Origin of the sequence: Pantoea sp. E2023-21, from assembly GCF_051302795.1 — a bacterium.
GTDB classification, from domain to species: Bacteria; Pseudomonadota; Gammaproteobacteria; order Enterobacterales; family Enterobacteriaceae; genus Pantoea; species Pantoea ludwigii_A.
The window spans coordinates 449,635-462,852 of the sequence record NZ_CP195345.1; the positions used below are offsets into that span (position 1 = coordinate 449,635).

The 13,218-nt window shown below is 57.1% G+C and carries 13 protein-coding genes; 4 read left to right on the top strand and 9 right to left on the bottom strand.

Features of this window, described 5'->3' with window-relative positions:
* Window position 1: 1 nt before the first annotated feature.
* Both ACRQ84_RS21110 and ACRQ84_RS21115 read left to right on the top strand, forming a co-directional pair.
* Window positions 2–1,009, top strand: a complete 1,008-nt coding sequence (locus ACRQ84_RS21110) for an ABC transporter permease (RefSeq protein ID WP_483817983.1) — start codon at window positions 2–4, stop codon at window positions 1,007–1,009.
* A gap of 111 nt (window positions 1,010–1,120) precedes the next feature.
* The gene (locus tag ACRQ84_RS21115; RefSeq protein WP_483817984.1) at window positions 1,121–2,170 is read left to right on the top strand and encodes a PLP-dependent cysteine synthase family protein; all 1,050 of its coding nucleotides are present in this window, start codon (window positions 1,121–1,123) and stop codon (window positions 2,168–2,170) included.
* A 164-nt stretch (window positions 2,171–2,334) separates the two neighbouring features.
* On the opposite strand, the gene ACRQ84_RS21120 is transcribed toward ACRQ84_RS21115, so the two are convergent.
* Window positions 2,335–3,393, bottom strand: coding sequence for an ABC transporter substrate-binding protein (locus tag ACRQ84_RS21120; protein ID WP_483817985.1), 1,059 nt, complete (start codon window positions 3,391–3,393; stop codon window positions 2,335–2,337).
* A gap of 201 nt (window positions 3,394–3,594) precedes the next feature.
* On the opposite strand from ACRQ84_RS21120, the gene ACRQ84_RS21125 reads away from it, so the two are divergent.
* Complete coding sequence (locus tag ACRQ84_RS21125; protein ID WP_064740158.1) at window positions 3,595–4,734, top strand: acyl-CoA dehydrogenase family protein; 1,140 nt, start codon at window positions 3,595–3,597, stop codon at window positions 4,732–4,734.
* A 76-nt stretch (window positions 4,735–4,810) separates the two neighbouring features.
* Here the strand turns inward: ACRQ84_RS21125 and ACRQ84_RS21130 are convergent, their stop codons facing one another.
* From ACRQ84_RS21130 to ACRQ84_RS21160, 7 genes are read right to left on the bottom strand one after another with little or no spacing between them, the layout of a single operon-like run.
* The gene (locus ACRQ84_RS21130; RefSeq protein ID WP_483817986.1) at window positions 4,811–6,133 is read right to left on the bottom strand and encodes a M20 family metallopeptidase; all 1,323 of its coding nucleotides are present in this window, start codon (window positions 6,131–6,133) and stop codon (window positions 4,811–4,813) included.
* 3 nt (window positions 6,134–6,136) lie between these two features.
* Window positions 6,137–7,081 (bottom strand): ABC transporter permease, encoded by a 945-nt coding sequence (locus tag ACRQ84_RS21135; protein ID WP_483817987.1) that lies wholly within the window; start codon window positions 7,079–7,081, stop codon window positions 6,137–6,139.
* Window positions 7,078–8,019, bottom strand: a complete 942-nt coding sequence (locus ACRQ84_RS21140) for an ABC transporter permease (RefSeq protein WP_483817988.1) — start codon at window positions 8,017–8,019, stop codon at window positions 7,078–7,080. The genes ACRQ84_RS21135 and ACRQ84_RS21140 overlap by 4 nt, the downstream gene beginning before the upstream one ends.
* Before the next feature lie 11 nt (window positions 8,020–8,030).
* Window positions 8,031–9,002, bottom strand: a complete 972-nt coding sequence (locus ACRQ84_RS21145) for an autoinducer 2 ABC transporter substrate-binding protein (RefSeq protein ID WP_483817989.1) — start codon at window positions 9,000–9,002, stop codon at window positions 8,031–8,033.
* A 31-nt stretch (window positions 9,003–9,033) separates the two neighbouring features.
* Window positions 9,034–9,801 carry an ATP-binding cassette domain-containing protein gene (locus ACRQ84_RS21150; protein ID WP_064740163.1) on the bottom strand — a complete coding sequence of 256 codons (768 nt, stop codon included), beginning with the start codon at window positions 9,799–9,801 and terminating at the stop codon, window positions 9,034–9,036.
* Window positions 9,798–10,457 carry a TenA family protein gene (locus tag ACRQ84_RS21155; RefSeq protein WP_064740164.1) on the bottom strand — a complete coding sequence of 220 codons (660 nt, stop codon included), beginning with the start codon at window positions 10,455–10,457 and terminating at the stop codon, window positions 9,798–9,800. Before ACRQ84_RS21155 ends, ACRQ84_RS21150 begins: the two co-directional genes overlap by 4 nt.
* Entirely contained in the window at window positions 10,457–11,302 is an 846-nt protein-coding gene (locus tag ACRQ84_RS21160; RefSeq protein WP_483817990.1) for a BtpA/SgcQ family protein, read from the bottom strand. The genes ACRQ84_RS21155 and ACRQ84_RS21160 overlap by 1 nt, the downstream gene beginning before the upstream one ends.
* A 28-nt stretch (window positions 11,303–11,330) precedes the next feature.
* Here ACRQ84_RS21160 and ACRQ84_RS21165 point away from each other — a divergent pair, with 28 nt between their 5' ends.
* A complete protein-coding gene (locus ACRQ84_RS21165) occupies window positions 11,331–12,200 on the top strand; it encodes a PfkB family carbohydrate kinase (protein ID WP_483817991.1) in 870 nt (289 codons plus the stop codon).
* A gap of 4 nt (window positions 12,201–12,204) precedes the next feature.
* On the opposite strand, the gene ACRQ84_RS21170 is transcribed toward ACRQ84_RS21165, so the two are convergent.
* The gene (locus ACRQ84_RS21170; RefSeq protein ID WP_483817992.1) at window positions 12,205–13,155 is read right to left on the bottom strand and encodes an ABC transporter substrate-binding protein; all 951 of its coding nucleotides are present in this window, start codon (window positions 13,153–13,155) and stop codon (window positions 12,205–12,207) included.
* Window positions 13,156–13,218: the final 63 nt, after the last annotated feature.

Genomic DNA, 13,218 nt, shown 5'->3' on the forward strand with positions numbered 1-13,218 from the left:
AATGGCCAGTGAAACCCTGACGATTGCCCGCAACCACGATGTGCCGCGCCGCATTCAACCGGCGGTTTGGGGGGCACTCCTGCTGTGGTGGGCGCTGGTAGCGCTGATGGTGGCGGTGCCGGATAAACCGCAGGGCTTTGCCGCCCCGCGCTTTGTTAATGAAACGCACGAGCTGTTTGCCGCCATAGCGCTCATTCTCACCGGGCTGACGATTGCCTCAGGCCTGTTCCCGCGACTGACGCTGCGCGCGCCACTCAAGCGCAGCGGTCCCTGGCTGATGGTGCTGGCGCTGCTGATTGGCCTGTGGGAAACCGTCACCGGCAAACTGGGGTTGCTGCCAGCGCCCTTCTTCGCCCCGCCGCGTGCGCTGGTAGAAGCCTACGCCACCGACTGGCCGCGCCAGCTGGATAGCGTGCTCAATTCGCTGCGTCTGCTGGCCTTCGGCTTTATCTACGGCAGCGTGGTCGGCTTCATTACCGGCGTGGCGATTGGCTGGTCGCGCGGGTTGGGTTATTGGGTGCATCCGATTCTGCGCTTTCTTGGTCCGGTGCCTTCAACTGCGCTGCTGCCGTTGTCGCTCTACTTCTTCCCGTCGAGCTTCTCGGCGGCGGTATTCCTGATCGCGCTGGCAACCTGGTTCCCGGTGACGGTGCTGACGTGGTCAGGTGTCTCCAGCGTTGATACCCGTTATTACGATGTGGCGCGCACGCTGGGTGCCAATTCGCTGTTTCTCGTCTTGCGCGTGGCGGTGCCTGCCGCGCTGCCGCATCTGTTTGTCGGCCTGTTTATGGGTTTGGGCGCATCGTTTTCGGTGCTGGTGGCGGCGGAGATGATGGGCGTGAAGTCCGGGCTCGGCTGGTATCTGCAGTGGGCACAAGGTTGGGCGGCTTACGCCAATATGTACGCCGCGTTGATCGTCATGGCACTGCTGTTCTCATCACTGATCTCCCTGCTGTTTCTGGTGCGTGACCGCCTGCTGTCGTGGCAGCGCAGCGCGGTGAAATGGTAAGCACACAGATTGCGCAATAAATTGCGCCGCTACAGTATGTGCACGCATCCGTAGCGGCGCGATTTATCGCGCAATTAATCAGGCTCAAATCATCTATTTCCGAGGTCGATTATGGCTGCAAAAATCTCTGCTTCTATCACCGAACTGATTGGTAACACACCGCTGCTTCGTCTGTCGCGCTATGCGCAGCAGCAGGAGATTCAGGCTGATTTAATCGCCAAACTGGAACTGTTCAACCCTAATCACAGTGTGAAAGATCGCATTGCCCTCAGCATGATTGAAGCCGCAGAACGCAACGGCATTATTCAGCCCGGCGATACACTGGTTGAAACCACCAGCGGCAATACCGGTATTGGTTTAGCGGCGATTGCGGCGGCAAAAGGCTACAAGTTCCGCGTCTACATCAATGATTTCGTCAGCATCGAACGCAGCCAGATCATTCAGGCCTACGGTGCCGAAGTGGTGCCGTTTAGCACCATTGAAGGCTTTAAAGAATTTTACGATGCCAGCAACGGCGATTTCGTCGCCGCCACCAAATGGTTGGCCGAGCAGGTCACCGCCGCAGAGCCGGAAGTGCATTTTCTGCTGCAACTGGATAATCCGGCCAATCCGGCGGTACACGAGCGCACTACCGGGCCGGAAATCTGGCGCGACAGCGGAGGCGAGCTGGATATCTTTATCGCCGCCGTCGGCACCGGCGGCACGCTCTCTGGCACCGGACGTTATCTCAAACAGCAGCATCCGGGCTTACAGGTGATTGCCGTGGAACCGGGTGTGGGTTCACAGCCGAGCGAGCTGCGTCCGGATCCGCTGGAGATCACCGGCGTCCATGCGTTTAGCAACCAGACGCCGGAGCGTATTCCTGCCAATCTCGATCACCGGGTTTACGATGAGGTGATTGCGGTGGAAACCTGGCAAGCCTATGCGGCGGCGCGTCAGCTGGCGCTGAGCGAAGGCGTGCTGGTTGGGGATTCGTCGGGTGCCGTGTTGTGGGCGGCGCAACAGGTCGCTGCGCGACCGGAGAATCGCGGCAAGCGCATCGTGGTGTTACTGGCCGACGGCGGCAGCAGTTATTTGACCACCCAGCTGTTCGCTCATCAGGTGCCCGCGGAATCGCTGAAGCTGGCGAGCGCCGTGCAAACCTCCAGGAAAATCGCCTAAAAATAATGCGCAATACATTGCGTAATGCTCTTCTGTTAAGCATCTTTCGGTCACCATAAATGGCGACCCTACAAAGGATTGGCGCGTTTTTCATAGGGTGCGCATTTATGCGCATCAGGTCGCCACGAATGGCGACCTTACGGAAGTTATCGCGCGCTTTCAATTTAAACCAACACGTTGCTGGTAATCCCTTTGGCGAACAACATCGGATCGGTTTCCGGTCGTAACACGTTGATCGCTCTCAAATCGCGTGCATACACGTCGATCTCTTTTACAAACGCGTGACCCACCGAATAGTGCCCATGTGTATGGGTTTTCAACACGCTGGCGATCTCCTGCGGCGTGGTGTTGAGCGCATGGCCGTTAAACTCGCTGCCAATCGCTTCCGGATGCTGCGCCGCATAGGCATGCGCCTGCAGAATGGCGTGAGTAATGGCGGCGGCCACTTCCGGCTGCTCGCGAATCAGGCTGCCGCGCGTGCCCACCACGCAGCAGCTCAGTTTGGCGTACTCGTCCATTAAGTTGGTGCCAATCTCGCGATAGCCCGGCTTCTGGGTTAAGCGCCACATCACCGGATCAGAACCGCTGGCGGCCTGAATCTCGCCCTTCTCCAGCACCATCGGCAGCAAATCCTGCGGGAACACGCGCCAGTCGACGTCAGTGTTGGGATCGACGCCGTGCTTTTTCAGCATTAGCGAGAAAAAGTTCTTATCCGCGCCGGCCATGTCGGTGACGCCTATGGTTTTGCCTTTCAACTGTTCCAGCGTGGTTGGGCCACCCTCGCGCGCCAGCAGGCGCATACAGCCGCCGTGCGTGCCGGCGGTGAGTTTAACGTCAAAGCCCTGTTCCAGCGCTTTGAGCCAACGCAGCGCCATACCGATGGCAGCTTCGGCTTTGCCAGTGGCGATGGATTCCAACAGCAGTTCGGTTGAGTTGCCGAAGTTAACAAACTCTACGTCCAGGTTGTGCGCTTTAAAGAAGTGATGTTGATCGGCCACGACCACCGGCGCGAGGCAAATCGCGTTGAGATTCACCGCCAGACGCACGTGCGTCGGCTTCGCCAGCGCCCATTTTCCTGGGCCATCTTGCAGTAAATCGCCGGGCATCGACATGCCTGCCCTATGATCGTCAGCAAATACGCGGCCCGGTAACGTTGCCGCCATCGCCGCCGCGGCGGAATATCCCAGAAAATGCCGACGGGAAACTAAATAATTATTTGGCATTAAATGACTCCCAAAAAATAAATGCAGGTGAAGTTGTTAACCCTAATTAAAAAGTTGCGCAGAAGTAGCCATGGCAAATTAACACTTCAACTGGCCGCAGAATTATGCCGATTACGCATGTATATAGCCGATTTATTGCTTTTACAGCGGTAGCAGAAAAGCAAACAATTAAGTCTGATTGGATTGAGGAATTAATAGCGCATGGCAAATAACCCGCCCTTTCTGGCTGAAATATTGCCGGTGATTATTCAAGCCTTAGAAAAAGACGCAGAAGAGGTTGATCGCAGCGGCGAATTTCCCAGGCAGGCTTTTAATGTGTTGCAGCAGCATGGCTTGCTGCATTTCGTATTACCGACGGCGTCAGGCGGCAGCGGCGGCGATCTGCTGGCTAGCCAGACGATTATCCAGGCCGTGGCGCGCGGCGAACCTTCCGCCGCGCTGATCCTCATCATGCAATATCTTAATACGCGTCGGCTCGACGACACCTCAAACTGGCCAGATGCCGTGCGCCGCAAGGTGGCGGAGAGCGTGATTCGTGACGGTGCGCTAATCAACGCACTGCGCGTCGAACCCGAATTAGGCACGCCTGCGCGCGGTGGATTGCCCGCCACCCGCGCCCGCCGCAGCACTGAAGGCTGGCGCATCAGCGGTGAGAAGATTTACTCCACCGGCAGCCATGGATTGAGTTGGTTTCTGGTCTGGGCCAGCAGCGATGATGCCGATCCGCTGGTGGGCGGCTATCTGGTGCCGGCCAACGCGCCCGGCGTTCAGATTATTGATGAGTGGGATCACCTCGGCATGCGCGGCACCTGCAGTCACCGCGTGGTGCTGGATGACGTGCTAATCCCGCTCGATCACGCGGTGAACGTAGCGCGGTGGAGCACGCCGCGTCCGGGTCTGAATGAAGAGGAATCGGTGTGGATGGCGGTGCTGCTCGGTTCGCTGTATGACGCGATTGCGCACAGCGCGCGCGACTGGTTTATCTCCTTCTTGCAGCAGCGGGTACCCGCCAATCTTGGCGCACCGCTGGCATCGCTGCCGCGTTTTCATGAGCTGGTGGGTCGCATCGATACGCTGCTGTTCACCAATCAAACGCTATTAAGCAGCGCTGCGCATGGCCACATCGCCAGCGGACATGCCGCACAAATCAAACAGGTGGTGACCGAAAACGCCATTCGCAGCGTGCAGCTGATGGTGGAGAGCATCGGCAATCACGCCTTGACGCGCCACCATCCGTTACAACGTCACCTACGCAATGTGCTGTGCGGTCGCATTCACACGCCGCAGGACGACGCCATCTTCACTTCCGTGGGAAAAGCGGCGCTTGCAGCAGAGAGATAAAAAGTGCGCGATAAATCGCGCCGCTACGGATAGGTGCAAGGTTCTGTAGCAGCGCAATTTATTGCGCGACGTCGTGTCAAACGGCGGTTCCACACCAGCGCACTAACGTCAATGCAATCGCTTTGGTGCAGGCCACCAGATCGGCGATTGCGACATGCTCGTTCGGTTGATGTGACATCGCCGGATCGCCGGGGCCGAAGTTCACCGTCGGCGTCTGCCCCAGCGTGCTCGGCAAACCAATGTCGCTGTGTGCGCCGAATCCAGCCAGTTGCGGATTGAGTGCGGCATCGGTCACGCCCTGCTGGAAAGTGGTGACGAACGGATGTTCCGCGGCGATTTCTGCGCAATCAGCATCCAGAATCCATTCGACTTTAGCCGGGTGTGTTGCCAGATAAGGATCGAGCGCGCAGACTTTGGCAACGTGCGCCTCAATCTCTTTTTTGACGTTACCGCCCAGCCCCATCTCATCCTTCTCGGCTGGCAAATACTGCACATCAATCACAATCTCGGCGCGGCCAGCAATGGAGGCCGGGTGTTCACCGACTTTCAGCTGCGTAACGATGATCTGGTTCGGCAATGCCATCAGCGGATGGTTTTTGCTCGGCTGCGTCTGCCAGCGGCGGTTAAGCACATCGAGGCCATCAAGCATCTGGCGACACAGCATCACTGCATCCACCGGCCCGCTGCTGTCCCAACTGTTTGGCGTCAGCTCCGCGTGACCACCAATGCCGTCGAGAATAATGCGGCCCCATAAAATGCCGTGGCAGATCGGTGAAATGCGATTAGCCGTGGGTTCCGTCATAATACCCGCATCGGCTTTAAATCCGCGATCGACCATCGCCAGCGATCCCATGCCGCCGATCTCTTCATCCACCACGGTGGTAAACACCACATCGCCCGCCAGACGGATGTTAAGATCCTGCAACAGCTCCACCGCCATCAACATGCAGGCGACGCCGCCTTTCATATCGACGGCGCCGCGACCATACACCGCCGCGTTTTTAATCTCCGGTACAAAGGGATCGGTATGCCAATGTTCCGGCGGACCCGGCGGCACCACGTCAATATGGCCGGTGAGCATCAGCGATTTTCCTCCGCCCGCGCCCGCTAACGTGCCGCCGAGATTGGGTCGGCCTTCAAAAGTGCGGCCTTTATTGGCGCCGGCTCGGCCTTGATACTTGGCGAAAAGCGCCGGACCATCGGGATCCCACAGATCGGTCTCCATGCCCAGCGATTCAAGACGCTGTTGCAGGTAAAGCTGGCAATCACGCTCGCCTGGCCCAGCTTCACGCGGATCGACTTTGACGATAGAGGGAAACGCCAGCAGATCGCACAGCGTGTTGGCGATGCGTTCAGCGCTCGCTTCAACGTGCGCGCTGATTTGTTCAGTCAGATTCATTGGTTATCTCCGATAGATAAAAAGTCGTTGTGCCATCAACACGATAATTAACAAAATGCCCACCACGCCGAGCTGCCAGACGCTGTTCAATCCCAGTTGCAACATGCAGGTTTTGATGGTGACCAGCATCAGTGCGGCGGCTAATACACCGATCACGCTGCCGCGTCCGCCAAAGATGGCGATGCCGCCGAGTAATGCGGCGGTGAGGGATTCGAGCTCCAGATTGACGCCAATTTCTGGTCGCGCGCTGCCCAACCAGCTAAGCGAGACGAATCCTGCGCAGCCCGCCAGCATGCCGCTCAGGCAGTAAGTAAGAAAGCGCAGGCGATCGACCGGAATCCCCACCAGCCGCGTGGCGTGTTCATTGAAACCACAGGCGTAAATCCATTTTCCCCACGCACTTTTGCTGAGAATCAGCCAGGCAATCAGGAAGGCTGGAATCACGCAGGTGAGGAACGGTAAGGGAACAAAGAATTGCGTACCGCGCCCCCACTGCGTGAGTTCGGCGGGCACACCGGCAACCGCGGCGCCACCGGTTAGCGCCAGCGCCAGCCCGGAAAACAGATAGAAACTGCCGAGCGTGACGATCAGCGGCCAAAGGCGCAGCCGCGCGATCAACCAGCCGTTTATCGCACCCGCCAGCGTGCCGGTGAGCAGGCAGATCAGCGGTAGCCAAAGCGGATTGATGCCCTGATGAAGCGCCAGCATGCCCATCACCGCCGAAAGCGAAACGTTGCCGCCCACCGAGAGATCGATGCCGCCACCGCCGCTCATCACCACGAATGATTGACCGAGCGCCACCAGCGACAGCAAGGTCGCGAACTGCAGAATCGAGGTGATCGACCAGGATGCCAGCATCTGCGGCAACACCAGCACAATGCCAATGGCCAGCAGCAACCACAGCGCGCTCAACAGCGTTAAGTCAGGAGATTTGCGCCACCAACTCATGCGGTCCTCCTGAAAGCAATAACGCGACCGCTTGCCGCTTCACTGCTCAGCACGACGAGCAGCACCGCGCCGGTGACCACGGTTTGCCACAGCGAGGGAATGCCCACCAGCAATAAGCCGTTTTGCAGGATGCGCAGCAGCAGCACGCCGAGCAGCGTGCCCAACAAACTGCAGGCACCGCCGGTAATGCGCGTTCCGCCCAGCACCACCGCGGCGATGGCTTCCAGCGCCAGACTGCCGCCGACCGTCATCTCAACGTTGCGATAGGTGGCGATGTAGCACGTCGCAGCGATGCCGCACAGCAGGCCGCTGATCATGAAGGTCGCGATACGCACCTGTGTGACAGGAATGCCCGCCAGCCGCGCTTTCTCCTCCGAATTACCCGCTGCCAGCAACCACAAACCGTAAGGCGTGTGACGTAACACCAGCCAGACGCAGGCCCAGACCAGCACGATGATCCACGCCATCACCGGCAGTCCCAGCAGGGGATGCATGAGGCCGCTGGTTAAGCTGCCGGGCAATCCGGATAACCACTGTCCACCGAGCAGCGCAAACAGCCCGGTACGCCACACGCCGAACAGACCGAGCGTGCCAACGATAGCCGGAATGCGGCCCATTACCACCACCAGTGCGGTAATCAGCCCGAGCAGCAAGCCGAGCAGCGGACCGGCCAACGCCGCCAACCATGGCGAGTTGACGAGCAGCAATTGGCCGACACCCCATGCGGCAACGCCCATCACCACGCCGACCGACACATCCACGCCGCCCATGGCGATCACCAGCGTCATGCCTAGTGCGATGAGCAGCAGTTCGCTGCTGTTGCGCAGAATGGTGAGCAGGTTATCGACCGTCGCGAACCAGGGTGAAAACCAGGAAAAACCGGCGATAGCTAACAGGGCAATCGCCAACAAGGCGATCTCCCGTGAAGTCATGTGCATGTGAAGCCCCGTTAGAATTTGAACTGATCGACATTCTCTTTGGTGAACACCGCAGGCGAACCGAGCAGCAACACGCCGGTTTTGCTATCAAACTTCACCGGTTCGGTGAAGCCTGGTACGCGGTTTTCGGCACTGAAGGCTTTGCCGTCAATCAGCTGTTTGCCCGCCCACACGGTGAGATAGCCGAGCTTCTCGGGGTCCCACAACACGGTGTAACCAAAAGCACCGCTTTTCAGATAGGCGCGCGCGGTGTTTGGGCTACAGAAACCGCTGCCGATCACCTTGCCATTTTTACCTGCGGTCTCAATCGCCTGCGCCACGCCTGGGCATGTGGTCGATGCCATGGCGATCAGGCCTTTAATATCCGGATTGGCGGACATCAAATCGGTAGCAATCTGTGCCGCGCGACTGGCGGATCCGCCGGCATACTGCGGTTTGAGCAACGTGATGTTGGGATATTTGCTTTTGACCCGCTGCTGCATAAAGCCAATCCAACTGTTGAGGTTGGAGGCGGTGGCCTCGCCGGAGACGATGCCGATTTTGCCGTGATCGCCCACGCGCTTAACCATTTCATCAATAATGGCGTCACCTAAACCCTGATCGGTGGCCTGCGCCACGTAAACCGGGCGTCCGCTGTCGGGTGCGTCGCTATCACTGGTGAACAGATGCACATTGTTGGCTTTCGCCTGCGCCAGCACCGGCGCGATGCTTGATGCATCGAGCACGCTGATGCCAATCGCATTCACCTTCTGCGCGATCAGGTTCTGCACAATCTGCAACTGATCCATTGGGTTGGTATCCACCGGGCCGCTGTACACGAACTCGACGCCCAGATCGCTGGCTGCACGTTTACCGCCCGCCTCCATCGCCTGAAAATAGGGAATACCGATGATCTGCGGCACAAAGGCCACTTTTTCGGCGGCAAGGGCATAACCTGAAAACAGTAATGAGAGAGAACAGACTGCAGTGGTAATTCGACGCATCTTTATTTCCCCTGGGTTAATGGCATAACAATTACTGATTCTCAAACGCGCGCGCATCGGGATGCGCGCCGGTAATGAGTGAAACGATTTCATCGGGTGAGGTTTCGGCATGACGGCGCTCGGCAATTTTTCGCCCACGGCGGAATACCACCATGCGATCGGCCACCGCGAACACATCGCTGATGTTGTGGCTGATCAGCACCACCGCGCAGCCGCGTTCAGCGAGTCGGCGTGTAAGCTGCAAAACCTTCTGCGTCTCGGCCACCGCCAGCGCGGCGGTGGGTTCATCCATGATCACCAGTTGCGCGTTAAGGTTGAGCGCGCGACAGATCGCCACCGCCTGACGCTGTCCGCCGGAGAGACTGCCGACCGAGGCTTCGGCATCGGAGATGTGTGCATCCAGATCCTTTAACAGTTGATCAACCTGCTCGCGCATCTCCCGGCGTCGCAGGAAAGGAATGCCCAGCACGCGCCGCTTGAGCTCACGACCAAGAAACACGTTTTCCGCAATGCTGAGGTTCTCCGCCAGCGCCAGCTCCTGATAAATGGTGGCGATACCGTGTTCGGATGCCTGGCGCGGCGAACTGAATTTCACCGCTTTACCCTCGATCCATAATTCGCCGTCGCTGGCGCTGTATGCGCCCGACAGCACTTTGGTGAAGGTGGATTTGCCCGCGCCGTTGTCACCCAGCAGCGCGAGAACTTCACCGCGATGAATGCTGAGATTCACCTGATTGAGGGCGGTTAAGGCGCCAAAGCGTTTGCAGATGTTGCGCGCTTCAATAAAACACGTCGTCATCTTGCCTCCCCGGCACTCAGATAGGCGGCGCTGTGAAAATCGATCTCCCACTGCAGTACCTGCGCGTAGAGATCGGATAAACGCTGCTTTTCCTCTTCCGCCAATGCCAGCGCGCTGCGGTCCAATTCGGCTTTCAACCATAACGCCTGTTGGTGAAACGCTTCTTCGGCATGCATATCGACCCAATGACGAATGTCATCATCCAGCAGCGGCTGAGCGCTGACGCGGGCGCACCAGTGGTAATACATCCACTCGGCACCAAACATTAGGGTCAGGATTTCGGCAAAACTGCCCTGCTTTGCCACGTGAAACATGCCATCGCGAAACGCGGTGACGCCGGGCAGATCATCGGGATAATCCAATGGGTTGATGTGGCGGCGCGCCAGCACCTCCTCAAACCAGGCGATTTGCGTATCCACCAGCGCATTCAGCACGCCGATTAGCCAGCGTTGCTGACGAATATCGGGCGCTTTGCTCACCGCCAGCGCGAAGATGTTGATGGCGGTGGCGACGAAGTTACCTTCAAACACCAGATAGCGGTTAAACACCGCGTCGGGCAGCTGATTGCGCTCAATATCTCTCACAAACGGATGTTGTTGCATCGCCTGCCACAGTGCGTGGTGCTGCTGCAAAAGCTGGTCAGTAAAGCTGTTCATTACGCTTCCTCCAGCGCCGCTTGCGCCACGGACATAAAGTGCTTCACGCGCGCGCGTTCTACCTCGTTCCACCACACGCCATCGACTTTCAGGGTGCTGGCAACAATCACGCCTTGCGTGCGGCCAAGAATCTGGCACACGTTGGCGGGCGTGACGCCGGAACCGACCAGCAGCGGCAGCTCGGTGGCGGCGCGGATTTCGTCGATCTCATCCAGCGTGGCGCTGTCGCCGGTGCGTTGCCCGGTGGCGATTACCGCATCGGCTTCGAAGAAATCAACGTCGCGTGTGAGCTCCTGAATCGAGCGGTCGGCCACGATGGCGTGGCTACCGTGTTTGACGTGGCTATCGGCAAACACACGGATATGTTCGGCGCGTAGCTGGCTGCGGTAGCGCAGCGCTTTCGCTGCTGCACCCTCAATAAAGCCTTCGTTGGCGATATAGGCGTTCGCCCATTGATTGACACGCACAAAATCTGCGCCGCCCGCTAAGGCGGTAGCAAAGGCAGGAATGGCGGCGTTCGCCAATACGTTAATCCCCAATGGCACGCCAAAACGTTCGCGAATCTTCTCCGTTATCACCGCCATAAAGGCTGCGGTTTCCGGGCCAATATCGTCTGGTTTAGCAAAAGGAATATCGCCGTGGTTTTCGATAATCAAACCATGCACGCCACCAGAAATATAATTTTCAGCATCGCGTAGCGCACGCTCAATAATAGCTGACAGTGGTTTTCCACGATATTTAGGCGACCCTGGAAAAGCATCGCAATGCACGACGCCAATCACTGCTTTCTTTCTGGAAAAAATATCTTGTATTGCGCTAACTTTTCCTGCTGATATAGAAACCATCTTCTCCACCTTATTAACGAGAACCATTATGCAAATTTATGTTGCAGGGAATATTGTTGTTGATGAAACCTGGTCGATTATCGATCTTCCGCAAAAAGGCGCCTCTATTCACGGCGTTAAAGTCTCGCAGGATATCGGCGGCAAAGGCGCTAATCAGGCGATTGTTATTGCACGCTGTGGTATCGATACACGATTAATTGCTGCCATCGGTGACGACAGCAATGGCCAGTGGCTGCGTGAAAAAATAGCGCAAGAGCCGGTTACGCTACTCCCCACTGAATATTCATCATCGCCCAGCGACGCCTCAATTATTTTAAACAGCCGCGATGGCGATAATGCCATTATTACCACGACGGCGGCGGCAGACACATTAACCGTTGAGCAGATGCTGCCTTATTTAGCCGATGCTCAAGCAGGCGATATTTTATTGCAGCAAGGCAACTTCTCTATTGAGAAAACGCGCCTCCTTTTCATGTGGGCAAAAGCCAACGGCTTGAAAACAGTTTTTAATCCCTCGCCGGTCAATGCTGACTTCACGCAACTTTGGCCGCTGGTCGATATCGCGGTTGTCAATCAGCTGGAAGCGGAGTTGCTGCAACCCGCTGGCGTGAGCAGCTTAATCATCACCCAGGGCGCGGCGGGCGCCTGGCTAATCAATGAAACGGAACGCCACTTCTGCCCGGCAGCGCCGGTGCGCGCGGTGGACAGCACTGGCGCGGGTGATACCTTCCTCGCCGTGCTGCTCGCGTCCTCGCTGTTACGCGGCGTGGAACCCGATGCACTTGCTTTACACCACGCCAGCCTGGCCGCCGCGATGACGGTAGGTCGCACCGGCACCGTTAACGCTTTTCCCAGCCAGCAAGAACTCGCTGCGCTGCTTGCCACGCGCAGCGAGTGATCTGTTACTTAAACAGCGGACGGTAGCTATCGACGTTCGCTTTGGTTACCACGGTGGCCGGAACCAGAATGGTTTTGCTCACCGTTTTGCCTTCAGAAAGCGCGTTCAATGCTTTCAACGCCTCTTCACCCATCTTTTTTGGATCCTGCTGCAACACGGCGGTGACGTAGCCGCCATCAATACCGCTGATGGCTTTTGCCGTCAGATCCCAGCCAAATACTTTGATATCTTTCTGGCGGCCCTGATTTTCCACTGCCGCAATCGCACCGAGCAATGCCGGTTCACCGGTGGCGTAAATTGCGGTTAAGTCAGGATTGCCGGTGATCAGGTTTTCCGCTGCCGTCATGGCGTTGTCCTGAATATTCTGCCCATCCACCACATCGGCGACGGTGATATTGCTGTTACTTTTAATCGTCTCTTCGAAGCCTTTCTGCCGCTGGTTCTGAATTGCCGAATTTAATGCGCCAACAATACCGACACGCGCTTTGCCGCCCATCTCTTTCGCCACGTAATCGACAAAATATTTACCGAGGATTTTTCCACCTTCAAGATTATCCACGCCGACCTGTGCCGCTTGCGGACCGGCGGGTAATACCGCATCAATGGCAATGACGGTAATTTTTGCGGCGGCGGCTTCTTTAATCGCTGGCATAATGCCATTGACGTCAATGGCATCAACTAAAATACCTTTCACACCTTGCTGAATATAGTTTTCAATCGCATCGTTCTGCGCCACAGGATTATCGGTGGCATTGAAAATAACCAACTCTTTACCGCTGGCTTTTGCCGCTTCTTGCGCGCCCTGATTCATGAGATTAAAGAACAGCGCCTGCTGATTAATTTGCACTAATGCATAAGTCGGCGCGGCCTGCGCCAGGGAGAAAAATGAACCCGCAGAAATTAAGGTGGAAGCCAAAACCAATGAACGCAGTTTTCCGGTGAAAGATAACATCATGGTGTTCCTCGTCGGGAATAAAGAATAATCAGCGTTTCCCAGCCTTAAGACACTGAGATTATT

Coding starts and splice junctions, on each gene's coding strand:
- ACRQ84_RS21110 (WP_483817983.1), top strand. CDS start 2: ATGGCCAGTGAAACCCTGACGATTGCCCGCAACCACGATGTGCCGCGC.
- ACRQ84_RS21115 (WP_483817984.1), top strand. CDS start 1,121: ATGGCTGCAAAAATCTCTGCTTCTATCACCGAACTGATTGGTAACACA.
- ACRQ84_RS21120 (WP_483817985.1), bottom strand. CDS start 3,393: ATGCCAAATAATTATTTAGTTTCCCGTCGGCATTTTCTGGGATATTCC.
- ACRQ84_RS21125 (WP_064740158.1), top strand. CDS start 3,595: ATGGCAAATAACCCGCCCTTTCTGGCTGAAATATTGCCGGTGATTATT.
- ACRQ84_RS21130 (WP_483817986.1), bottom strand. CDS start 6,133: ATGAATCTGACTGAACAAATCAGCGCGCACGTTGAAGCGAGCGCTGAA.
- ACRQ84_RS21135 (WP_483817987.1), bottom strand. CDS start 7,081: ATGAGTTGGTGGCGCAAATCTCCTGACTTAACGCTGTTGAGCGCGCTG.
- ACRQ84_RS21140 (WP_483817988.1), bottom strand. CDS start 8,019: ATGCACATGACTTCACGGGAGATCGCCTTGTTGGCGATTGCCCTGTTA.
- ACRQ84_RS21145 (WP_483817989.1), bottom strand. CDS start 9,002: ATGCGTCGAATTACCACTGCAGTCTGTTCTCTCTCATTACTGTTTTCA.
- ACRQ84_RS21150 (WP_064740163.1), bottom strand. CDS start 9,801: ATGACGACGTGTTTTATTGAAGCGCGCAACATCTGCAAACGCTTTGGC.
- ACRQ84_RS21155 (WP_064740164.1), bottom strand. CDS start 10,457: ATGAACAGCTTTACTGACCAGCTTTTGCAGCAGCACCACGCACTGTGG.
- ACRQ84_RS21160 (WP_483817990.1), bottom strand. CDS start 11,302: ATGGTTTCTATATCAGCAGGAAAAGTTAGCGCAATACAAGATATTTTT.
- ACRQ84_RS21165 (WP_483817991.1), top strand. CDS start 11,331: ATGCAAATTTATGTTGCAGGGAATATTGTTGTTGATGAAACCTGGTCG.
- ACRQ84_RS21170 (WP_483817992.1), bottom strand. CDS start 13,155: ATGATGTTATCTTTCACCGGAAAACTGCGTTCATTGGTTTTGGCTTCC.